Annotated in this window: 16 protein-coding genes; 8 read left to right on the top strand and 8 right to left on the bottom strand. The window is 47.4% G+C overall.

Annotated elements, in window-relative coordinates; all coding sequences use genetic code 11:
- Positions 1-138: 138 nt before the first annotated feature.
- Positions 139-1,713 carry a hypothetical protein gene (locus tag MHH25_RS28375; protein WP_036667801.1) on the top strand — a complete coding sequence of 525 codons (1,575 nt, stop codon included), beginning with the start codon at positions 139-141 and terminating at the stop codon, positions 1,711-1,713.
- 60 nt (positions 1,714-1,773) lie between these two features.
- Here MHH25_RS28375 and MHH25_RS28370 read toward each other — a convergent pair whose 3' ends face one another.
- From MHH25_RS28370 to MHH25_RS28360, 3 genes are all read right to left on the bottom strand, one after another.
- On the bottom strand, positions 1,774-3,486 hold the full coding sequence (locus MHH25_RS28370; protein WP_036667800.1) for an ABC transporter ATP-binding protein: 1,713 nt from the start codon (positions 3,484-3,486) through the stop codon (positions 1,774-1,776).
- 78 nt (positions 3,487-3,564) lie between these two features.
- Complete coding sequence (locus tag MHH25_RS28365) at positions 3,565-4,596, bottom strand: ABC transporter substrate-binding protein (RefSeq protein ID WP_340018662.1); 1,032 nt, start codon at positions 4,594-4,596, stop codon at positions 3,565-3,567.
- A gap of 109 nt (positions 4,597-4,705) precedes the next feature.
- The gene (locus MHH25_RS28360) at positions 4,706-6,352 is read right to left on the bottom strand and encodes an AraC family transcriptional regulator (RefSeq protein WP_340018661.1); all 1,647 of its coding nucleotides are present in this window, start codon (positions 6,350-6,352) and stop codon (positions 4,706-4,708) included.
- Positions 6,353-6,881: 529 nt separating this feature from the next.
- Here MHH25_RS28360 and MHH25_RS28355 point away from each other — a divergent pair.
- Positions 6,882-7,871 carry a LacI family DNA-binding transcriptional regulator gene (locus MHH25_RS28355; protein WP_036667797.1) on the top strand — a complete coding sequence of 330 codons (990 nt, stop codon included), beginning with the start codon at positions 6,882-6,884 and terminating at the stop codon, positions 7,869-7,871.
- Between the two features lie 161 nt (positions 7,872-8,032).
- On the top strand, positions 8,033-11,425 hold the full coding sequence (locus MHH25_RS28350) for a cellobiose phosphorylase (RefSeq protein ID WP_047840751.1): 3,393 nt from the start codon (positions 8,033-8,035) through the stop codon (positions 11,423-11,425).
- Between the two features lie 79 nt (positions 11,426-11,504).
- Here the strand turns inward: MHH25_RS28350 and MHH25_RS28345 are convergent, their stop codons facing one another.
- Positions 11,505-12,704 carry a methyltransferase domain-containing protein gene (locus tag MHH25_RS28345; RefSeq protein WP_340018660.1) on the bottom strand — a complete coding sequence of 400 codons (1,200 nt, stop codon included), beginning with the start codon at positions 12,702-12,704 and terminating at the stop codon, positions 11,505-11,507.
- A gap of 269 nt (positions 12,705-12,973) precedes the next feature.
- On the opposite strand from MHH25_RS28345, the gene MHH25_RS28340 reads away from it, so the two are divergent.
- Together MHH25_RS28340 and MHH25_RS28335 are read left to right on the top strand one after the other, a co-directional pair.
- The gene (locus MHH25_RS28340) at positions 12,974-13,474 is read left to right on the top strand and encodes a GNAT family N-acetyltransferase (protein ID WP_091012846.1); all 501 of its coding nucleotides are present in this window, start codon (positions 12,974-12,976) and stop codon (positions 13,472-13,474) included.
- Positions 13,475-13,501: 27 nt separating this feature from the next.
- Complete coding sequence (locus MHH25_RS28335; protein ID WP_340018659.1) at positions 13,502-14,290, top strand: SDR family oxidoreductase; 789 nt, start codon at positions 13,502-13,504, stop codon at positions 14,288-14,290.
- Between the two features lie 112 nt (positions 14,291-14,402).
- On the opposite strand, the gene MHH25_RS28330 is transcribed toward MHH25_RS28335, so the two are convergent.
- Complete coding sequence (locus tag MHH25_RS28330; protein WP_036612698.1) at positions 14,403-14,951, bottom strand: GNAT family protein; 549 nt, start codon at positions 14,949-14,951, stop codon at positions 14,403-14,405.
- Between the two features lie 127 nt (positions 14,952-15,078).
- The gene (locus tag MHH25_RS28325) at positions 15,079-15,321 is read right to left on the bottom strand and encodes a DUF2164 domain-containing protein (protein WP_244988428.1); all 243 of its coding nucleotides are present in this window, start codon (positions 15,319-15,321) and stop codon (positions 15,079-15,081) included.
- Between the two features lie 280 nt (positions 15,322-15,601).
- Between MHH25_RS28325 and MHH25_RS28320 the strand changes: the two genes are divergently transcribed.
- The gene (locus MHH25_RS28320; protein WP_076319261.1) at positions 15,602-17,335 is read left to right on the top strand and encodes a glutamine--tRNA ligase/YqeY domain fusion protein; all 1,734 of its coding nucleotides are present in this window, start codon (positions 15,602-15,604) and stop codon (positions 17,333-17,335) included.
- Positions 17,336-17,596: 261 nt separating this feature from the next.
- On the top strand, positions 17,597-18,154 hold the full coding sequence (locus tag MHH25_RS28315; RefSeq protein WP_076319260.1) for a stalk domain-containing protein: 558 nt from the start codon (positions 17,597-17,599) through the stop codon (positions 18,152-18,154).
- 186 nt (positions 18,155-18,340) lie between these two features.
- On the opposite strand, the gene MHH25_RS28310 is transcribed toward MHH25_RS28315, so the two are convergent.
- Positions 18,341-19,534 carry an MFS transporter gene (locus tag MHH25_RS28310; RefSeq protein ID WP_047840746.1) on the bottom strand — a complete coding sequence of 398 codons (1,194 nt, stop codon included), beginning with the start codon at positions 19,532-19,534 and terminating at the stop codon, positions 18,341-18,343.
- 163 nt (positions 19,535-19,697) lie between these two features.
- Between MHH25_RS28310 and MHH25_RS28305 the strand changes: the two genes are divergently transcribed.
- Complete coding sequence (locus MHH25_RS28305) at positions 19,698-20,327, top strand: molybdenum cofactor guanylyltransferase (RefSeq protein ID WP_076319259.1); 630 nt, start codon at positions 19,698-19,700, stop codon at positions 20,325-20,327.
- Here the strand turns inward: MHH25_RS28305 and MHH25_RS28300 are convergent.
- On the bottom strand, positions 20,297-21,271 hold the full coding sequence (locus tag MHH25_RS28300; RefSeq protein WP_305955687.1) for an AraC family transcriptional regulator: 975 nt from the start codon (positions 21,269-21,271) through the stop codon (positions 20,297-20,299). The two genes, MHH25_RS28305 and MHH25_RS28300, sit on opposite strands and share 31 nt — an antisense overlap.
- Positions 21,272-21,431: the final 160 nt, after the last annotated feature.

The following is a 21,431-nucleotide window of genomic DNA, read 5'->3' as shown; positions in this document are numbered from 1 at the left end:
AACCTTCATTCTACTCGGGTGAGGGTTTTTGTTATGGAATGGTGTATATTTCCTCTAGTATAATGAAAATGGGTAGTTGTCCTATCTGTAGATTAGATAGATTCTATCCATATATTAATGGATGAGGAGTGTCAGGACATGTCCATACATCAGATAGGTCACAAGGTGTCTTTTGCCGATATGAAAACGAAGTTGCCTCAGGAGAGCTGGATGTACACTCAGAATGAAGCGCACAACGGTGAATTTGAAGCCGAGGAAGTATGGTTACATTCTGGTGATCTTCATATCAGTGAACTGTTGTTGGATGAAGGACCCTTTTTGATCTTAGTTGAAGGAAATCTGACAGTGGATCGTTATATTGGAAATACAAGTTCCGACGCGGCCAGTTCAAATCTGGTTGTACTTGGGAATCTCATAACGCCCTATATGATCGTGGGTGGGCAGGAAATATATATTACAGGTAATCTCTATGTGGAGGATATGTTCTGGGGGGATTATAACCATGGAGAATTGACAGTGAGAGGGAATGTAGAAGGTGGATTGCTGGTAAGTACCGATCAATATACGATTCAGGTTCAAGGACAGCGTAATGTGAAGCGTCAGCTTGAAGAATGGGAGGATCTCGGACCATGGCGGGGCTTTGACATGTTGGCGTTATTGGTTCCTGAATGTGTGATTGATGAAGATACAGAGCCGTTTCCTTGGCGAGAAGAAATGTTAAAGAGGCTGCAACAAGGACAACCTGTAATCAACCGAAAGTACATTCATGCTGATGAATCAGAGCCAGATGCGCCGGATTGGTTCGAAGATCATCGGATTACCGCTGAGAACATAGAGCGTCTTACTCATCCATCTTTGTTACCTGTAAGAGAGGAGGATGAGTTACTGAACAGCTATGAATTTTGGTTGGACGAGCAATTTTGCCGAGTATCGGTCTATGGAGATGAGCATACGGAGGGATATTTCCGTAGTCTGTATTTTCAGGATGACCACAATTGTGCATTGTTGCTTAAGATGGAGCCATCAGATCAAGGTTCCAACTCTCCTGATAAACATATCGTACAACCGGGTGAACCTGTCTGGATGATCTCAGGAGCATATCGTTATCTAAACAATGAGAAGTCGGAATGGAACGTATTTTCGGAGAACTCACCTGCTGATATTCAGCAGTTAAGCGAGCAAGGATGGAGCACCTTGTTGCAGTCTGTATCGAATTATCAGTATGCCCGTTCCTTAATTTCGCATCAACTGATCCACGATTTATTAGCACTGCCTGTCGTGGAGCCATATGACGATTATTATGATGATGATCGGCACGGGCTGTGGATTGGAGAGTTATATTATGCATTTCGACAAGCAGGTCAGATGTCTGATGGTGTTCTTCAGCCAGCCATGCTACGTATTGGAAGAGAGTATGTGGATAAACAAGGGGAGACGCATGTGGAGAAATACTACTATACTCTGCATCAGCATGCGGACGGTACGGAAAGTGTGTTGATCGAATACTCGGCTCAGGATGACGAGGAAGAAGATCCATTGTTGCTTGAACTTCATTACATCGGCGGCTCTCAGTTACTGCATGCCGTTCAATTGCTGGAACATGGACGCAAAGTGCTCATTCAAGCGAATGAGGATTTACTGAATGGGGAGCTGCCTTACGCTGCTGAATCATTTGCAAAACGATTTTGGAAATCCAAAGGATACCTGAAATGAATAAAACAACCTTCACCTCTAGTTTTGAGGGAAGGTTGTTTTGTCGTTGTATTTACGTATTCACCCAAACTGGGCTTGATGCAGTCGGCTGTACGAGCCTTTACGCGCGAGCAGTTCTTCATGACTTCCTTGTTCGGCTACGCTGCCGTTCTCCACCACCACGATGCGATCGGCATGTCTAATGGTCGCCAGTCGATGGGCAATCACCAATGTCGTACGGCCTTGAGCCAGCTCGGACAACGCCAGTTGAATGGCAGCCTCCGTCTCGGTATCGAGAGCGGATGTAGCTTCATCCAGAATGAGAATTGGCGGGTTTTTCAGGATCATTCTGGCGATGGACAAACGTTGCTTCTGTCCGCCGGACAATTTCACGCCACGTTCACCGATCATGGTGTCCAGTCCATCTGGCTGGGATTGTACCAGCTCTTCCAATTGGGCCCGGCGAATGGCTTGCCAGATTTCCTCATCGGAAGCATTCAGTTTGCCGTATGCAATATTTTCTCGAATCGTTCCATCAAACAGGAAAATATCCTGCTGCACAATCCCGATATGGGAGCGCATTGATTCCAGCGTCATGTCCTTCACCGGAATGCCATCAATGGAGATATGTCCTGCATCCACATCGTAGAAGCGTGGGATCAGACTGCATAACGTCGTTTTACCTCCGCCCGAAGGTCCAACCAGAGCAACCGTCTGGCCTGCCTGAATATCCAGATTAACCTGAGACAGCGTAGGTTTGTGTTCTCCATAAGAAAAGGTAACGTTATGGAAAGCAATATCTCCTTTGACATCCGGAATCGGTTTCGCTTGTGGTGTATCTTCTACATCCGGTACAGCTTCAAGAAGCTCCAGGTAACGTCTGAATCCGGCGATGCCTTTGGGATACGTCTCGATGACGGAGTTAATCTTCTCGATCGGTCCGAGGAATACATTGGAGAGCATCACAAAAGCGATGAATTCCCCGTAGGTCATACTGCCTTGAATGACAAACCAGGTTCCACATACCAGTACAAACAGCGATACAAATTTCATCAGGATAAAACTGAGTGAAGAGTTCCAGGCCATAATACGGTAGGTGATTAGTTTTGTAAGCCGGAAACGTTCGTTGTTCTCAACGAAACGTCCTACTTCATGTTTTTCATTGGCAAAAGCTTGTACCACACGGATGCCGCTCACATTGTTCTCAACCCGTGCGTTATAATCGGCGATATCCGCAAACATGCGCTTGAACGCCTTGGACATTTTGCGACTGAAATACAGCGACAGGTAGATCATCAGCGGCACAATGATAAACGTCATCACAGCGAGCTGCCAGTTGATCCCCAGCATAATCCCGAAAGCTCCGGCGAGTGTCATGAGGGCAATGAATAGATCCTCGGGTCCGTGATGCGCGATCTCACCAATATCCATCAGATCGTTGGTCATGCGGGAGACCAGATGCCCGGTCTTATTGTTATCGAAGAAGCGGAAGGACTGTTTCTGTACACGCTGGAACAGTTCACGCCGCATATCGGATTCGATGTTAATACCAAGCTTGTGGCCCCAATAGGTCACTGCATAATGGAAAAAGGAACTGAGCAGGTAGATGCCGAGCAACCCAACACACGCCGCTAAGATCATGGACCAATTGCCAGCCGGAAGCAGTTGATCGACCACCCGGTTAACGGCGAGTGGAAAGGCCAGCTCCAGCAGAGCGGCAGCGATGGCACAGGAGAAGTCCAAGATAAAGAGTCTTTTGTAAGGACGATAATAAGACATAAAACGGCGAAGCATATGTAAGTCCTCCTCAATATGACATAAATGTCCGAGCAGGATAATTAGCCTGTCCGGACACCTGTATTCATGCTTATGTTATTTACGGTTTTGCTCGGCACGTTCTACGATCATATCGGCAAATTCTTCAGCCTGACCTTGAATCGCAATCGGGTCGAAGTACCAGTAACGGTCTTCCAGCAACTCATACACCTGATTGTTTTTCACAGCCGGCAGGGATTGCCAGATGGAGTCACCTTGGTAATTTTTAGTGTTCTCTCCAACGGTTAAGAAGATATGATCCCCTGCATAATCACCAACAACTTCACGCGAAATTTCTTTCCATTGGGTATCACCCATCAGTTCTTTTTTGGTGATTTCGAGTGGGGCAAGTTGCAAAGCACTGTAGACCGCTTGTCCTCCTCGACCAAAATTGTCTCCATATCCATAATAACTTTTGTCGGATACTTCAAGGATGGAGAAGGTTTCCTCCGGTTTAATGACTGTTTTCACCTTAGCGCGAGCGGCTTCAATCCGTTCATCGTACGTTTTCAGCCAAGCTTCGGCTGCTTCGGATTTGTTCATCAGCTCTCCGAATCCCCGGATTTCGTCGTGTACATTGGTGAAAGTACCATACGGAATGACCACGGTCGGTGCGATTTTTTGATAACTCTCAATTTCGCTGGCCTGATCAGAGTAGGTAATGATCAGATCCGGGTTCAAGGCAACAACCTTCTCCATGGATACCGCCGCCCGATCACCAATACTCTCTATGCCCGCTACCTGATCTGCATAGAACGGGTTTTCCAAATAATATTGAACAGCACCAACGGGTTTCACACCCAGTGCGAGCAGATCACTTACGTACATATCGGTAACGATTCGTTTCGGTTCAGCCGGAATTTCAACATCTCCGCTTAATGACTTGTAGATCCGTGTAGCATTTGAATTGTCTGAACCGGACGACGTGTCTGTGTTCGTCTCGGAAGAGGCTGTTGTTGTTGTTTCGGTTCCCGCTGCCGATGTCTGTTCAGTGGCAGTCGAGCCTGTTCCGCTGCTACATGCAGCCAGAATCATAATGATGGCGAGCATAAGAAGCAAGCCGGAAAAGCGTTTTTTTGCAGCAAACATATTTTGTTCCCCCTGTGTATAATCAATAATGATTATTATTCTCATTAATAACATAGAGGAAGATGTGATATTTGTACATGGACAACTATGATCACTACAGCATGGACAATTATGATGTGAGGTGACGCATGATATGCTGCAACTGCTCCATAACGGACAGGGGATCAAATCCATAGAACATGTCGGCATCAATCTCGTATACGCGTCCTTCACGAACGGCAGAGAGGGTGCCCCAAGATTCCTGATTCAGCAAGTTATCCAGCATTTCTCGTTCGGCAGGTTCCTCAGGGAAGGCGACAAACATGTGATCTGCGGCATACAAGTGAATCTCGGACAACGGAACATGAACGTACCCCGTAAGTAACTGTCCATCCTGCTCCATACGTGAGGGCGGAGTGAAGCCCAGCGATTGATACAGCACATGAGAAGCTCTGCCCCAGCCATGACCGTAGATATAAGCCCCGTCTTCTCCAATCATAAACATGCAAACGGCGGACCCTCGTGTTCCTTCCATTTGTTGGTCCAACGTATGATTGGCTTCTTGCTCAAGTTGATGATATTGATCTAACAAAGCTTGTGCATTGGACTCAAGCCCTGTGATTCGACCCAAAAGAAGAAGCTGCTCCTGCCAATCGAGTTCCTCAAAAGGCATTAGAATGGTCGGTGCGATCAGACGTAGTTCATCGGAAGCGGGATGCGGTGCATACCCGATAATGACATCGGGCTGAGCGTTTGCAATCAGATCCGTATGTTTAACCAGCTCATATTCGGAATGTTGCTCAAATTGCTCATGACCATCATGACCAAGTTCCCCCAGTTTTTCTTCCATCCAGCTTGCTACGGCGCCCATGTGGGGAGTGTGGCCCAGTGCCAGAAGTGAGGCCGTATAATTGTAAGTCAAAGATACAATCTTTTTGGGCATTTTCCGGTAGTGTGTTGGTGCTGATCCAACCATCTGTTTGAATTTGCGGCTCAGATAAAAGGTGTCCCTGTAGCCTGTCAGTTGTGCAATCTCCTGTAGTGTAGGGTTCGCGAACAACAGATGTTCCTGAGCCATCCTGATTCTGAGACGGGTCACATATTCAACAAACGTAAGACCTGTATGTTTCTTGAACTCCCGTGAAAAATGCTCAGGACTCACATTTGCATCCCTAGCCAATTGTTCGCGGGTCAGCGGATGGGTATACATCTGATGGATATGTCTAAGCACGGCATCAAGCCAGGAGTGATCTTCATGAGCAGAATGAGCCACATGATCCCGTAAAATATCCAGTAACTCATAGAAAAGCATATGTGGCCTGAAGGGGCTGGAATCACGGCCTGCCGTACTGGCTTGAACCAGCTCTACTGCCCTGTCGGTGAGAGTACGACTCGCAATGGGAACTGGTATCCCGAACGGCCAGAACAGCTGTTCATTTTCAGTGGAATCAAAAGCAATAGCAATGCCCTGTACTGGCGACAGGGAGCCGCGCTTGTTCTCGTGCTGAAGCAGGCTTCCAGCTTGCCGAACGACTGCACAGCCTGCATTTAATGTCAGTTTACCCTCTGTACTGATCAGCCTGGCCTGGCCAGCAGTAATGACGTATAGCACATGAAGAGTGCTCCACATCTCATCTATGCGGGAGAATGCCTCGCGGTCGTGAAGCTGCACCAGATGGCACAGCTTGAAGTGGGCAACAGGTACGGACTGAATCTTCTGCAAGGAAATGGGACGGGACAGCGATTTTTTATGATAAATAGGCTTGGAAATATTCATTAGATAACTGTCTCCTTACATAAGTCAGCAGGGACAGTATTCGTCTCATGCCCCTGGTGTACTGGCGTAATTCTCGGATCTCGACTATTATGCAGTATATACTATAAACGGAGTGACGTGGATGGACAGATTGAACAAATCAACTTTTTATTTGAAAAATAGATAAAGTGGTTGAAATCGCTATCAACACCGACTATAATGAAAATGTCGAAACGTTTCAATCTGGCGTTTACTGCCAGTTTCATTGTATTAGGCACGAACTGTTTATAGAGCGCCAGATTGAAAGACGTGTCATGACCATCACTAATGGTATGGATTGGAACGGGACGCATTCAACCGTGGCCCCATAAGGATGGGAACGAGGATTTTTTTTGAGAACACCTCGAAACGTTTCGATTGACATCCATCGCTATGATATGTATAAAGATTAATAAACGATAATGAAGGATTTAGTGGTTGTTCGAACCATGTATCGTATAAAATGTAGATAACCTTGAATTTGTTTTAGTTTAGAAGGAGCGAACGTGGAATGGCAACGATTAAGGATGTGGCAAAGCTGGCAGGTGTAGCACTCTCGACTGCTTCCTATGCGCTGAGCGGGGATAGCAAGGTTAGTGCCAAGACCAAGGCTAAAGTGCTTGAGGCAGCACGAGAACTGAATTACCGCAAGAACGGCTTTGCCATGGACCTGAAACGGAGCCGGACGAACACGATCGCTTTGATCCTGACCGATCTGTCGGGCCCGTATTACTCGGAGTTGATCCGTAGTGTACAGGATGTAGCCCTTGCGAACGGGTATGACCTGATTGCGTGCAGCTCCATGGGTGGACGGGACTCAACGGCAGTGCGATTTTTGCGTGAAAAAAGAGTAGATGGAGCCATCATCCTGGCGCATAACATCCATGATGATATTCTGGTGGAATCTGCCGGTCATCGTTTTCCGATCATTGTGATGGATCGTCAGCTGTCGAGTGACCATCTGGTCAACGTGTTGGTGGATGGAGAGCAGGGTGGTTACCTTGCAACCCGCCACCTGATCCAGGCAGGACATCAGAAGATTGCTTATATCAGTGGCCCATCCAACTCGTATGACAACGCGCTCCGTTACCAAGGGTATCTGCGAGCGATGCGGGAAGCGGGACTTGAAGAAAAGTCCAAATGGCGTCTGAACGGTAATTTTGTACGTGAGGGCGGATACAGTGCAACCAAAATGATGATCATGCAGGGCGATCTTCCCTCAGCGGTATTTTACGGTAACGATGAGATGGCGATTGGTGGCCTGAAGGCATTGGAAGAGCGTGGTGTATCGGTGCCAAATGATATTTCCGTGATCGGTTTTGATGATATTCAGTTGTCCGAATATGTGCATCCACCGCTGACAACGATACGCCAGCCGAAGCATGAAGCCGGGTCGCTCGCCGGACATCTGTTATTCCAGATGCTCAATGGCGAAGCGGTTGACCCTTCATATACGTTAACGATTAATATGATCGAGCGCAGCTCTGTACGTTCGGTTTAGACTGAGTCTGAACAACAAAGAACTGCCTGCATGCTGAAGTGAAAGTTTAATGATGGGGTTATCGTCCGGACGGGCTGTAAAAAGCCGGTTTGAAGAGGCCCCTATTCTTTTTCAGATTTATCGAAACGTTTCGATTTTAACTAATTCAAGGAGTGAACCTTATGACAACGATGATTAATGAACCGATCCGGTTAAGTGCCGGAGAGTTATCCTTTACCTTTTTGAACAGTGGCGACCTATATCAGGCTACATCCGGTACAACGATGTTGAACCAGTTGCTCAGCAACCAGATTGATGGATCTTTGAACAACCTGTACCTGCGTGTACATGAGGGAGAGAATATCAGCTCGTTCCCGTTGCTCGGTGTACGTTCGAACAGCAAGGTGATTACAAGCAAGGCACAATCCAGCAACCAGTTGATCTGGGAGGGCACAGTCCAGCTGGAAGGTAGCGAAAAAGGCATTGGCTATCAGGTCGTATTTACAGCTACACCTCAAGGTGTATGGTTCTGGGATGTGAAGCTCACAGGACAACAACATAACGTAGATGTGGTATACGGACAGGATGTTGGGCTTGCAGATCCAGGTGCGGTACGCAGTAATGAGGCTTATCTGTCACAATACATTGACCATACGGTGTTTGAAGATGAGGCGAAAGGTTATGTCGTTTGTTCCCGTCAAAACCAGCCTCAGGGCGGTGCATTTCCATATATGCAACAAGGTTCCCTGACCAAAGCAGTTGGTTACTCCACAGATGGATTCCAATTCTTCGGTCTGTCATACAAGGAAACGAATCAACCAGAGAGCTTGAATCACCCAACGCTGGCAAATGAGACATATCAGTATGAATTTGCCTATACGGCATTGCAATCTGAACTGCTGAATCTGAACGGAGAAGCTCAGGTGGTCTTCTATGGACTGGCGAAGCCTAATCATGCCGAAGGAATCTCTGCACTGGAGTTCGGAGATGAAGTTACAGCAGCATGGAATGAAGTACAGGCTCTGACTGTGGAAAACGGCGATACGTTGGAACAGGTGAAACTGTCCTCCTTCTTGGGTGAACCACTGGTTACACTTGATCTGACACAAGATGAGATTCATGAACTGTTCCCTGATCGTCATCAGGAAGAGCACAGCGGTGAGGAACTGTTGTCCTTCTTCACAGGCAGTTATGAGCATATCGTTCTGAAAGCAAAAGAATTGCTCGTAGAGCGTCCACACGGTCACATTCTGATGAGTGGTGGCAACGTGCAACTTGGAGCACAGGTTATTACGACAACATCGTATATGTACGGTATTTTCAACTCACAACTCGTTATTGGTAACACCAATTTTAATAAAATGATCAGTAATGCTCGCAATGCATTAAACGTGCCGAAAACGGCGGGACAACGCATCTATGTGGAAATGGACGGACAATATCGTCTGCTGACGATGCCTTCCCTGTTCGAAATTGGTTTCAACTATGTACGTTGGATCTACAAAACGGCATCCGATACGATCATCGTAACGAACTATACAGGGGCACACACCACCGAAGTGAGCATGAACGTACGCTCCACAAGTGGCACAGCATACCGTTACCTGGTAACAAACCAGATTACGATGAATGTGAATGAATACGAGTATCCGCTGCATATGACGCAGGATGGCGATACATTGATCTTCAAGGCTGATCCACAAGCGATTAGTGCAGGAACGTATCCAGATCTGCAATACCGCATGTCGGTGGACGGCGCAGCTGTGAATGTAGGAGACGAAACGTTGCTGGCAAGTGGTATCCGCAGTGGTTCCGCATCACTGGTTACGCTTAGTCTGGAAGCAAGTGCTGAATGGACGCTGAAGGTACAAGGGGTATTGGAAGGCCAAGCGGACAGCGGAGTGGTAGCAGGTTCAAGCCTGACGTTTGAAGAGGAAGTGCAGGCATACCGCGAGTTCTTCGCAGGTGTGATGAACGGGTTCCGTTTGTCCCGTGGCGAAGGTCAGAGTGCTGAGGATCTGTTCAAAGTAAATGCGCTGGCTTGGTGGTACACCCACAATATGCTGGTTCACTACTCCGTGCCTCACGGTTTGGAGCAGTATGGCGGCGCGGCTTGGGGTACACGGGATGTGTGCCAAGGTCCGGTAGAGTACTTTATGGCTACGCAAAAATATGAGCAAGTTCGCGATATCATCAAAATGGTTTATACCCACCAATATGAAGATGATGGTAACTGGCCGCAATGGTTCATGTTTGATAAATACTTTGCGATTCAACAGGAAGAGAGTCATGGCGACATCATCGTATGGCCGTTGAAAGTATTGGCGGACTACCTGACAGCGACTCGCGACTATGCAATCCTGGATGAGAAAGTACCTTATACCGTCAAGCATAGCTTCGGGTTCACGGAAGAGACGGCAACTGTACTGGATCACGCGAAAAAAGAGATTGAATATATCCGTTCGCACTTCCTGCACGATACGTTCCTGTCTTCCTACGGCGATGGTGACTGGGATGATACGCTCCAACCAGCCAATGCACAGTTGAAGCAATACATGGTGAGCAGTTGGACTGTGGCATTGACGTATCAGTCCGTGAACGTGCTCTCGCAAGCGCTGAAATTCAAAGATGCGGACTTTGCACAGGAGCTTGACGTGCTGGCTCAAGGCATCCGTGAGGACTTTAACCGTTACATGCTGGGCACAGATGTGATTCCAGGCTTTGTATACATGGAAGAAGCGGACCAAGCGAAGCTTATGCTTCATCCAACGGACACAGAGACAGGCATTCAATATCGTCTGTTGCCAATGACGCGCAGCATGATCGGTGAATTGCTGAACGCGGAGCAAGCAGAATCACATTATGCCTTGATCCGTGAACAGTTCCTATGCCCGGATGGGGTGCGTCTGATGAATCGTCCAGCTCAATATGCTGGTGGTGTAAGCACACACTTCAAACGTGCAGAGCAAGCATCCAACTTCGGACGTGAGATTGGTTTGCAATATGTTCATGCTCATATCCGTTATGTGGAAGCGATGGCGAAGCTCGGTAAGACAGATCAGGTGTGGAATGGTCTCGCGATGATCAACCCGGTTGGTATCGGCGAGGTTGTACCTAACGCGGAGATTCGCCAAGCGAACTCGTACTTTAGTAGTTCGGACGGCAAGTTTAATACGCGTTACGAGGCACAGGAGCATTTTGACCAGCTTCGTAAAGGTACTGTACAGGTGAAAGGCGGATGGAGAATCTACTCCAGCGGCCCTGGAATCTACATGAACCAGCTGATCTCTAATGCACTTGGCATTCGTCAAGAGGGCGGCGATCTGGTCATTGACCCGGTATTGCCAGCTGAGCTGAACGGCATGCAATTCGAATTCGAGTATGCGGGTGAGCCGGTGACGTTTATCTATCACTTGAATGAAGGTGCTGTGAGCCGTGTAGCGGTGAATGGCAAGGACATTCGTACCGAGCGTACAGCGAACCGTTACCGTCAGGGCGGGGTAAGCATCTCGCTTGATGAGTTCAGACAAGCACGCAGTGCAACTGAGCGTACGGTTGTTGATATTTATATGTAATTTCATAGCATGATGTATACCAAGGTCATCCTCCTTTATTCAAGGCGGGATGGCCTTTTTGGCATATGCTCATGATGGCTCACCGCAGCGGAACTGCCAGCAACGTATGCAACAGCTCATTATGCCGCACATGCTTGGTTACATAGCCCTGTTGTTCCAGCCAGCTGCATAGCTCACCCAACAGAGGGAAGTGACGCTCACGCAAGGCGCGCAGCTGTTCCTCGTGTCCTGTGGTTTCTGCCTGCCGAATATAGGAATCACGGTGAGTCGCATCAACAAACATCAGATCGGTTAGGCTGATACGTCCGCGCGAGGTTAATACCCGCTGCATCTCCTGTAAGGCCAATAGTTGTTGATCTGGACTCAGATGATGGAAAGCAAAGCTGGATACAACAAAATCGAAGGAATGATCGGCAAAAGGCAGCGCCAGGAAATTACCAAGTTTCACATGCATCTCAGGATATTTGGTACGACATCTGCGTAGCATCTCCCGGGATTGGTCGATTGCAGTCATGTCTGCGCCGTGCTGTAGCAGTTTCCCAGCCAGATTACCTGTGCCTGTACCAATATCGAGTCCTTTCTCACCAAGGGCGGGAGAGATCCAATGAGCTGTCTGTTCGAGCGCTTCGTCATAGTTGTGATACAGATAAAAGGAACACTGTACCGTATCATTGGAATCGCTCGGCGTGGAATGATCTGTATCCTGATATGGATGTGAAACTTCAATCTCATTGCTTATAGGCGAGGTGTTGTCCGAATGATGATTGTCCTCTGAATTGGGATGTTCAGTACTGACTCTGCCTTCTGCCTGCACTCGCTGATCATGGATGGCTGCCTGCGTGTCATAATTCCACCGATCATGCCAGTTCTGCCGTGCTTCACGCAGGCGACGGGCACTGTCCGCGAGATCGTGCAGATGGCTGACATCCAGTGGACCATCCTGACGATTCAGGTCAATCATGCGCTGGGTTGTATCCATCATACGTTTGAGCTCAATCCACTGGGCATATATGACGGCCTGTTGCAGTTCCAGATATTCTTCCAGCCGCTGCTGGTTTCCTTGATCAATCTCTCCGAGCGCATGTGTAATATCCTGTAGCGACATGCCAATCTCACGCAACGCAGCAATGGTCTGAAGCCGCCAGATATCATTCTCGGTGTATGTGCGATAACCGTTACTGGACTGTTTGGCGGGGAGAATTAATCCTTTTTCCTCATAAAAACGAATGGCTCTCGCCGATATACCAAGCCTGCTTGCTGCCTCTTTGATATTCATCATGCACCCCCTCCTTATCGAATCAGTATAAACTATGACGTAACGGCAAGGTTAAGTGTTTATTTTATTTTGCGAAAAGGTTCAATACCGAGTGGAATTTTAGTCAAAGCTGAGGCTATGCTACAATATATAGAACGAACATATGTAAACAGTGAAGCAAACGAACAACGTATTTCTAAGTTTCTTAAATTTCTTAACTCTCATAATTTCTTAAATCTCCCGACGTTGTAACGCACAGCGTTGTCGACTATAGCACGAAAGGTTGAATCATTATGCTTACCAGCCATACATTTACGATTCGTCCATCCGAGATTAAAGATGCAGCCCAGCTAATGGAGTTGGATGCCCTGGTATGGGACAAATACACCTCTCCTGCACCGATGCATTGGCGTTCCAGACAGCACTATCTGCAGCATTGCCCGCCAGGCAGTCAATTGATTGCGGTGCAGGGAGAGCGGGTATGTGGTTATGTGGGCTTTCAGCCAGCCACAGGTATGCCGGTCAACCGTCATGTCTATGAGATTCATATTGCAGTTCATCCTCATGATCGGCGTTGTGGAATTGCCACAGCTTTGATGGATGCCATTAAGCAGCATGCGGCCCAACAAGGCGTTCGCAAGCTCAGGCTGCGCGTACTTTCCAGCAATCCGGGAGCCATCACGTTTTATACACAGTGTGGATTTGTGACGGAAGGCAGGTTGGTTTCCGAGTTTTATATCGGAGACAAGTATGTGGACGATATTCTTATGGGTTATTTTATCCAGACCAAATAGAAACATAGCTGAGGAGGAGGAACAACGATGGATATGGGACTTAGGGGTAAAAAAGCATTGGTGCTGGCTTCCAGTCGCGGGCTAGGCAAAGCGGTGGCTGCTCAATTGGCAGCAGAAGGTGCTGACGTCATGCTTGCCAGCCGGAGCGAAGAAAAGCTCGCAGCAGTGAAGCAGGAGCTTCTGGCGCTTGGTGGTGGCGGACGTGTGGAATATTGTGCAACCGATGTGACACGCAAGGAAGATATTGAGGCTCTGATTCACAATACAGCAGAAATGTTCGGACAGATTGATATTCTGGTGAACAATTCGGGTGGCCCGCCATCGGGTTCATTTGAGTCACTGACGGATGAAGATTGGGAACGTGCATTTGAATTAAATGTGCTCAGTTATGTAAGGCTGATTCGTGGCGCTCTTCCTTATATGAAAGAAAGCGGAGGACACATTGTCAATATCGCTTCAACTTCGGTGAAACAGCCCATTCCGGGTCTGGTGCTGTCCAACACGTTCCGTACCGGCGTGTTTGGGTTGGCGAAGACGTTATCCCAGGAGCTGGCTCCATACGGAATTTTGATCAACACGGTGGCGCCGGGACGTATTGCAACAGACCGTATACGTGAGCTCGATGCAGCACGGGCTGAGCAGAACGGAATCAGTGAGGAAGAGGTATCTGACCAATTCCGTAAAGAGATTCCACTGGGCCGTTATGGTCAACCAGAGGAGTTTGCCAAAGCGGTGGTGTTCCTGTTATCCGGGGCCAATACGTACATTACCGGAACCTCATTGATCGTGGATGGTGGCATGGTCCGAGCCCTATAAAAGTCATGGATACAATAAAATACCCTCTGTCACCACATTCTGTGGAGATCGAGGGTATTCGTGTTGATCCATTATGTTGGGAGAGATCACTCCGATTTATTATGTAGGCGAATTAGCGCAAGAGTTCCCATTCATGCTGAAGCATGCCGTACACCGCATGGTTCACGTAACCTTTAGGCAGTTTCTCTGCCTGACGAATGACACCCTCGAGAACAAATCCGAGTCTTTCAGGGATAGCGCGACTCCGTTTGTTATTTGTTGCCGAGCGAATCTCGACGCGATTCAGATCGAGGGTCACCAGAGCATAATCAACCAGAACGCGACAAGCGCTTGTCATCAAGCCCTGACCCTCAAAGCCTTTGCCAAGCCAATATCCGATGCTTACCGAGCGATTGGTCCAGTTAATTTCGTGGAATCCAATGACGCCGGCTAGATCCCCTTTTGACCATACTCCGGCGGTGAATCCGCCATTCTCGGCGCCTTGTTTTAACGCGTTGGTAATAAAGTTCGAGGTGTGTTCCACTTCTGTCACATGATCCACCCACGGCAACCAATGTCTCAGTTGATCCCGCGAGCGATCCGTCAGTTCGAACAGCGGTTTGGTATGTTCCATGGCCAGTGGCCGGAGTTCGGTATATTCATCCAATGAATAGGTAAACATGAATGCAACCTTCTTTCTTTGTATAGTGTTGTTCAAAAAAGTCCACTTTTGATTACGAATCATGCCTAACGGCATTATCAGCATCGAATATGAAAACCAGATTTTTTGAACACGTATTTGTAGTGGATTAACGGGAAGTCTTGGGTAACTTTTGCTCCAGTGCAAACAGGTCTTCTTCCATTGAGGCCATGCGTTGATTGACTGTTGTGCGTGCGTCACGGAGTGCCTGATTATATATGTAGGGAGCGAGCTGTGTCATGAACAGGTCGAGGACACCCCAAGCGGCCAGATCGCCGAGTTCTTCGCCACGTTCCTCTTCGAAATACGACTGGATGGTGCGAATGGCTTCATCCTGCTGTTCTTTGGTCAGTTTAAGCGAGTTCGATGGAATGGGAAACCCTCCCTTTAATTTGTTTTTACTATCATGCTACATGATTCGAGCGAACCCGTCAAAATGGTTTAGGGCCTATTTATGCACGGCTTATCCTGACTTTGGTGCCGTTCTTTATTGAACTCCTCCCCCGTTAAAGGTATATTTAAATGAAACGCGTACGAAACTTTCCAAGAAAATAGATTTTTTCAGGAAATGACTTCGTTATTAAGGAATTATAGCCGGAATTGCTGCAATTCCCTAAGGCTCCAATCCATTCATGAAAGGTTTGATACCTGTGGACAATCGTACAACCCCACCTAACTTTATCAAAAATATTATTACCGAAGATCTCCGGTCTGGGAAAGTCCAGGAAGTTATTACCCGTTTTCCTCCGGAACCGAACGGTTATCTGCATATCGGCCATGCCAAGGCGATCTGGATTAACTTTACACTGGGCGGCGAATTTGGCGGCAAAACGAATCTGCGCTTTGATGACACAAACCCGGTCAAGGAAGATGTAGAGTACGTTCAATCGATTCAGGAAGACGTGAAATGGCTCGGATACGAGTGGAATGAGAAACGTTTTGCCTCGGATTATTTTGACGAGATGTACAACCGTGCTGTCTTGTTGATTAAAAAAGGTAAAGCCTACATCGACGACCAAAGCGCCGACGAAATCCGTGAAATGCGCGGAACGCTGACGGAGCCGGGTAAGAACAGCCCGTACCGTGATCGTTCGGTGGAAGAGAATCTCGACCTGTTCACACGTATGCGTGCAGGTGAATTCAAGAACGGAGAGAAAGTGCTGCGTGCCAAGATCGATATGTCTGCACCGAATATCAATCTGCGCGATCCGGTTATTTACCGGATTTCTCATGCACATCATCATAACACGGGCGACAAATGGTGTATCTATCCAATGTACGCCTTTGCTCACCCGCTTGAAGATGCAATTGAAGGTGTAACGCATTCCCTCTGTTCCCTGGAGTTCGAGGATCAACGTCCATTCTACGATTGGGTTATTGCCGAGTGTGAGATGGAGAACCAACCACGTCAATATGAATTTGGTCGGCTGAATCTGTCCCAGATGGTGACAAGTAAGCGGAAGCTGAAACTGCTCGTAGATGAAGGACATGTGGATGGATGGGATGATCCACGTATGCCAACGATTTCGGGTCTGCGCCGCCGGGGTTATACACCGGAAGCTATTCGTGATTTTGTATATGAGACAGGCATTTCCAAAAACTATGGAGTTATCGACCTGCAAACGCTGGAGCACTTTGTGCGTGAAGATTTGAAACTGAAAGCTCCGCGTACGATGGCTGTGCTGCATCCGCTTAAAGTGGTCATTACCAACTACCCTGAAGGGCAAGTGGAATGGCTTGAAGCAGAGAACAATGTGGAGAACCCGGAGATGGGTAATCGCCAAATTCCGTTCTCCCGTGAGATTTATATTGAACAAGACGATTTCATGGAGAATCCGCCGAACAAATATTTCCGTTTGTTCCCTGGCAACGAAGTTCGTCTGAAACATGCATACTTCATCAAATGTAACGATGTGATCAAAGATGCAGAAGGTAATGTGACTGAGATTCATTGTACCTATGATGTGGAGACAAAGAGCGGCAGTGGCTTTACTGGCCGTAAAGTCAAAGGAACAATCCACTGGGTAGAAGCGACTCAAGCGGTACCTGCTGAATTCCGTCTGTACGAGCCGTTGATCCTGGATGAAGCACCGGAAGCAGAGGTCGAAGTGGCAGTAGCTGGGGCTGAAGCTGAGGTTGTGGAAGAGCAACCGGAGAAAACGTTCCTGGATCAATTGAACCCGAACTCCCTTGAGATTGTTAACGGGTTTGTGGAACAAGAGATGAAGGAAGCAAACGCTCAGGATAAATTCCAATTCTTCCGTCACGGTTACTTCAGTGTAGATCCAAAACATTCCGAGCCAGGACGTCCGGTATTTAACCGGGTCGTATCCCTGAAAAGCTCATTCCAACTGCCGAAGGCGTAATGTGAAGCGCATAGGTAGGACGATAGGTTAGCAGTAAACTTAAATCTATGAACGTAAAAGGCGTCTCCAGGGCAATAAGCCAATGGAGACGCCTTTTTCTTGTGCACCTGAAATTGCTAAAGAAGATTGTACTGGTACAAGTCCTGGTTATGCGTGGATACACAAAAAATAATTATTAATACAACGGGATACTTAAATGAACATTTTTCCAACTTTCGACGTTTAAGTTAATGTGAACAATAATTTCAAGGAGGAATCAAGATGAAGCGATTTGTTTCTTTATTGTTGATGTTAACTTTAGCTGTCTGTGTAGGCTCTGTTGCCTCTGCTGCTTTGGACCAATCCCTAATGGATCTACCTTTTAAGGAACGTGCGGCGAATGTGTACAATTCATCACTAAAAAAAGTTGAACTAAGTGTCATAAAGGATGGAAAGGCAACAAAAACAACTTATAAATCCATTTATATCCCAGTGAAAGATGTTTTTAAACGATCTGGAGCAACGTTTAAATGGGATGGAAAGAAAAAAATCACCACGATTAAAAATGAAGGACAAGAACTGATTCTTAATTTCTCTGGCAAAGAAATCACAGCGGGTAACAATCAAGTTGTGCTCCCTCAAGAGTGGGTACAATTGAAAAACGGGATCTCGAGTATGGATGCATTTGTCTTAGCATATATTTTTGAACTCTCGACTGATGACTCCGATCAAGAAAGAGTAGACTGGAAAGAGAAACTGAATTTCTTGGATATCAAAGGTACAACCGGTTTTCCAGGATTAGATAAGTATATGCATGTGTTTGTTCAGTTTAATGATTAGTTAAAATCTATAGAGAAACTAGCATCATATTCATATTATGATAGAACGAACTACAGCTCCGCTTTATCCCCGGATTTTACCCTTGAAGAAAGGGAATCAAGAAAATCAGGGGATAACAGCGATCGAAAGATTGTTCTGTCCTCGTAGTGCTCCAGTGGAAATCTTTCAACTTTTTCAAACAAAAGATTATCTGTCCTCATCCATATTACCCATCTCCGTCAATACAACCGGCTGATAGCCGTTACGTCGATTCGATAACCACATGATGCTGAATCCAACAGCGCCGATGAGCGAGAAGAATACGCCGATACTATACATGATTTCCGCACCGAAGCTCTGGAACAACCAGCCGCCGAACAGACCGGCAATAACGCCCGAGAGACCGCCCCAGGCCATCGTATACACCGCTTGACCGGAGGAACGATAAGGTCTTGGAATGAACAGCATAGTCAGCTGCGTACCCACATAGAAGTACCCACCAAACGTAATGGAGTGCATCAACTGAATGAATACAATCTCCAGCGGGTTGTTAGCCAGTGCCATGAGCTGCCAGCGAAGTGCAAACAGCACACTGATCAGGATAAGGGATGCCAGGAGCATGCTCATTTTGCGTTTGAGCAAGCGATCTAGCAGCAGGAATACGCCGACTTCGAGAATGGATGAGGTGAAGATGGCCCAGCCGACCATCTGTTTGTCGCCACCCATTTCTACAATATATAGTGACATAAACGTACTGTTCATCGCATTAGGCACCGATACGAGTACACCCAGGCCGATAAATGCCATAAAATACGGATTGAACATGACTTTGCCAAACCGCCGAAAAGTAACCACCGGTGTATCCGAAGCGATCGGCTGTCTGGGTAGAAATACGGATAATACAAAGGCGGTGGCAATCATGCACGCAAATATAATGGATACACTGCCGATGCCAAAACGGTCAATGAGCGGTCCGGCTGCGACGGCAGTCAGCGCCCAACCGAGTGAACCCCAGAGCCGGAATGATCCAAATTTCTGGTTTGTACCATCGATATATCCGAGAATCAGGCTATTGGTTTGAGCAAATAATGGACTTTGAAAAAAATAAAAGAAAATCATGGCTACATAGATCCATGTATAAGTGGGCGCATAGAATACACCCTGGGCGAGCACAAATGTGCCTCCCATCATAATCATCAGAATGATGCGAATGTTGCGAGATTTATCGCTCCAGAAACCCCAGAACGGGTTGGCAAACAAGGATACAAAGGGTCCAATCGCCATCAGACTGCCAATCTCCAGTTTGGTCATACCAATCTCTTGCAGGTAAAGCTGCAGGAATCCGGCAAAGATCGAGATGGCTCCATATATGAAAAAGTTATATAGTTTCAGAGAAACCAATGAGGGATTGCCTCTTGAAGGTGCAGGTCTGTCCAATTAAGCCATTCCTTTCAAATGCATATTGTTCAATGTATCATTTGTTGAAAGGGGATTCAATGCATAGCGAACGTTTTGAAATTGATGCAGTCAAACACATATCGTTACCAGGAGGGAGGATAACAACATGAACACGCGTGAATGGACAGGCATCATATTGGCAGGAGGATTATCCAGTCGCATGGGGACCAACAAGGCCATGCTGGAACTGAATGGTTCCGTTGTACTGCAACATGTCACAAATGCCATGAGACCCGCTGTATCCCGTATCATCGTGGCTGCCGGACCCAATGTGACAACCTACAGTACAATGGGCTACGACTGCGTTCAGGATCACTATCCGGGGAAGGGGCCACTCGCCGGTCTTCACGCGGCACTGGAGGATTCCGGTACGGAATGGAATCTAGTCTGCGCCTGCGATATGCCGCTCCTGCAAACGTCCTTTTTTGATGGGATAAAAAAGCTGGCCGAGTCGCATGACTCTTATTCTGCTATCGTTCCACGCGTGGGTGGACATGTCCACCCTCTTGCAGGGGCTTACCACATACGAGTGCTCCCTGATCTGGAGCAACGTCTGATACAGGATCATCTTCGAGTCATGCGATGGCTTGAAGAGATCGGTTGCTGTTATGTCGAAGCGGAAGAGCTTGAGAGAACGGGCGTTCATCAAGTAGCGATACAATTGAGTAATATGAACACGCCGGAAGAGTACAAACGTATCCGTAATCAAGATTCTGGACTCGATTCCGATCTGTAGGATACAGGATCACCTGATGCATCTGCATGATGATTGCGATATTGAAGCGGGCTTTGGCCTGTCCAACGTTTGAATTGTCTGCTGAAATGGGACAGATGGGTGTAACCGAGCTTCCACGCAATTTCCCCGAGCGACAGCTCTGGCTGTTCGATCAGCACTTTGGCCTCCTGCAACTTCAAGCTGGACAGGTAAGCCCTGGGCGATCGCCCGTACACCTTGCGAAAGACCTGTAGACCATATCCCGGGCTGATGCCAAACGAGGATATAATCTGCTCTACTTTGACGGTGGATACACTGCTTTCCTTGGTTCGAAGCTGGGCATGGAATGCCTGCTTGATTGCCTCCGCTATAGCTCCCGCATAATGCATGGCTGTTGGAGCTGGTGCATCTGAAACAGCAACGGAAGTGGTGGCCTCCGGTTCATTGTCAGCGGCTTGGGACAACAGGGCGAACAGTTCAAACATGCGTGCCTGCATGATCATTTTGTCAGTGGATGTGTAGGCCTCAGATATGTTAATCATCCCCATCCAACCCTCCAGCACAACGCGCATTTTCCTATTATCAGCCGTACCTGCTGCGTAGATTCGGCTGTGCTGTGACATCAGCTTCAGGGTGAAGACCGGATCATCCACATTAAAGTGAGCGCTAAAATAAGTCATGCCTTCCGTGGATACACATTGATTTGTATGTTTGAACCCGGGAGGAATGAGAAGAATGGAACCTTCCTCCACGGTATAGGTATAACCATGAATCACACTCTCCTGCGTACCTTCGATGATCAACATAATCTCAAAGCCCGGATGTGATTCCTCGGGCATCGCCCATCCATAGGGTACTTGTTGGCTGTGAGCACCATAGAATTTGATGTTACAGTCGATAATAGGCAGCCAGTGGGCCAGCGTATGATGTGGCATTTCTCGGAGCTGTGATCGGATATCCATCATATTCACCTCGGAAAAGGGTAAAAACAACTTGCCTTATACAATCGGCACCCGTAGTATACTTCATTATAATCAGTTTAACGCAAGCAGGGATAATCCATGGAATACATCAGCTTTTCAAGTGGTTGCTGAACAATCCAAGTTCTTCAACCGACATTAATGT

It is taken from the genome of Paenibacillus sp. FSL H3-0457, from assembly GCF_037981725.1.
GTDB classification, from domain to species: Bacteria; Bacillota; Bacilli; order Paenibacillales; family Paenibacillaceae; genus Paenibacillus; species Paenibacillus amylolyticus.
This window is presented reverse-complemented; position numbering and strand designations above follow the sequence as displayed.

Bases quoted from the DNA above. Each gene is read 5' to 3' on its own strand.
- MHH25_RS28375 (WP_036667801.1), top strand. From the start codon at position 139: ATGTCCATACATCAGATAGGTCACAAGGTGTCTTTTGCCGATATGAAA.
- MHH25_RS28370 (WP_036667800.1), bottom strand. From the start codon at position 3,486: ATGCTTCGCCGTTTTATGTCTTATTATCGTCCTTACAAAAGACTCTTT.
- MHH25_RS28365 (WP_340018662.1), bottom strand. From the start codon at position 4,596: ATGTTTGCTGCAAAAAAACGCTTTTCCGGCTTGCTTCTTATGCTCGCC.
- MHH25_RS28360 (WP_340018661.1), bottom strand. From the start codon at position 6,352: ATGAATATTTCCAAGCCTATTTATCATAAAAAATCGCTGTCCCGTCCC.
- MHH25_RS28355 (WP_036667797.1), top strand. From the start codon at position 6,882: ATGGCAACGATTAAGGATGTGGCAAAGCTGGCAGGTGTAGCACTCTCG.
- MHH25_RS28350 (WP_047840751.1), top strand. From the start codon at position 8,033: ATGACAACGATGATTAATGAACCGATCCGGTTAAGTGCCGGAGAGTTA.
- MHH25_RS28345 (WP_340018660.1), bottom strand. From the start codon at position 12,704: ATGATGAATATCAAAGAGGCAGCAAGCAGGCTTGGTATATCGGCGAGA.
- MHH25_RS28340 (WP_091012846.1), top strand. From the start codon at position 12,974: ATGCTTACCAGCCATACATTTACGATTCGTCCATCCGAGATTAAAGAT.
- MHH25_RS28335 (WP_340018659.1), top strand. From the start codon at position 13,502: ATGGATATGGGACTTAGGGGTAAAAAAGCATTGGTGCTGGCTTCCAGT.
- MHH25_RS28330 (WP_036612698.1), bottom strand. From the start codon at position 14,951: ATGTTTACCTATTCATTGGATGAATATACCGAACTCCGGCCACTGGCC.
- MHH25_RS28320 (WP_076319261.1), top strand. From the start codon at position 15,602: ATGAAAGGTTTGATACCTGTGGACAATCGTACAACCCCACCTAACTTT.
- MHH25_RS28315 (WP_076319260.1), top strand. From the start codon at position 17,597: ATGAAGCGATTTGTTTCTTTATTGTTGATGTTAACTTTAGCTGTCTGT.
- MHH25_RS28305 (WP_076319259.1), top strand. From the start codon at position 19,698: ATGAACACGCGTGAATGGACAGGCATCATATTGGCAGGAGGATTATCC.
- MHH25_RS28300 (WP_305955687.1), bottom strand. From the start codon at position 21,271: ATGATGGATATCCGATCACAGCTCCGAGAAATGCCACATCATACGCTG.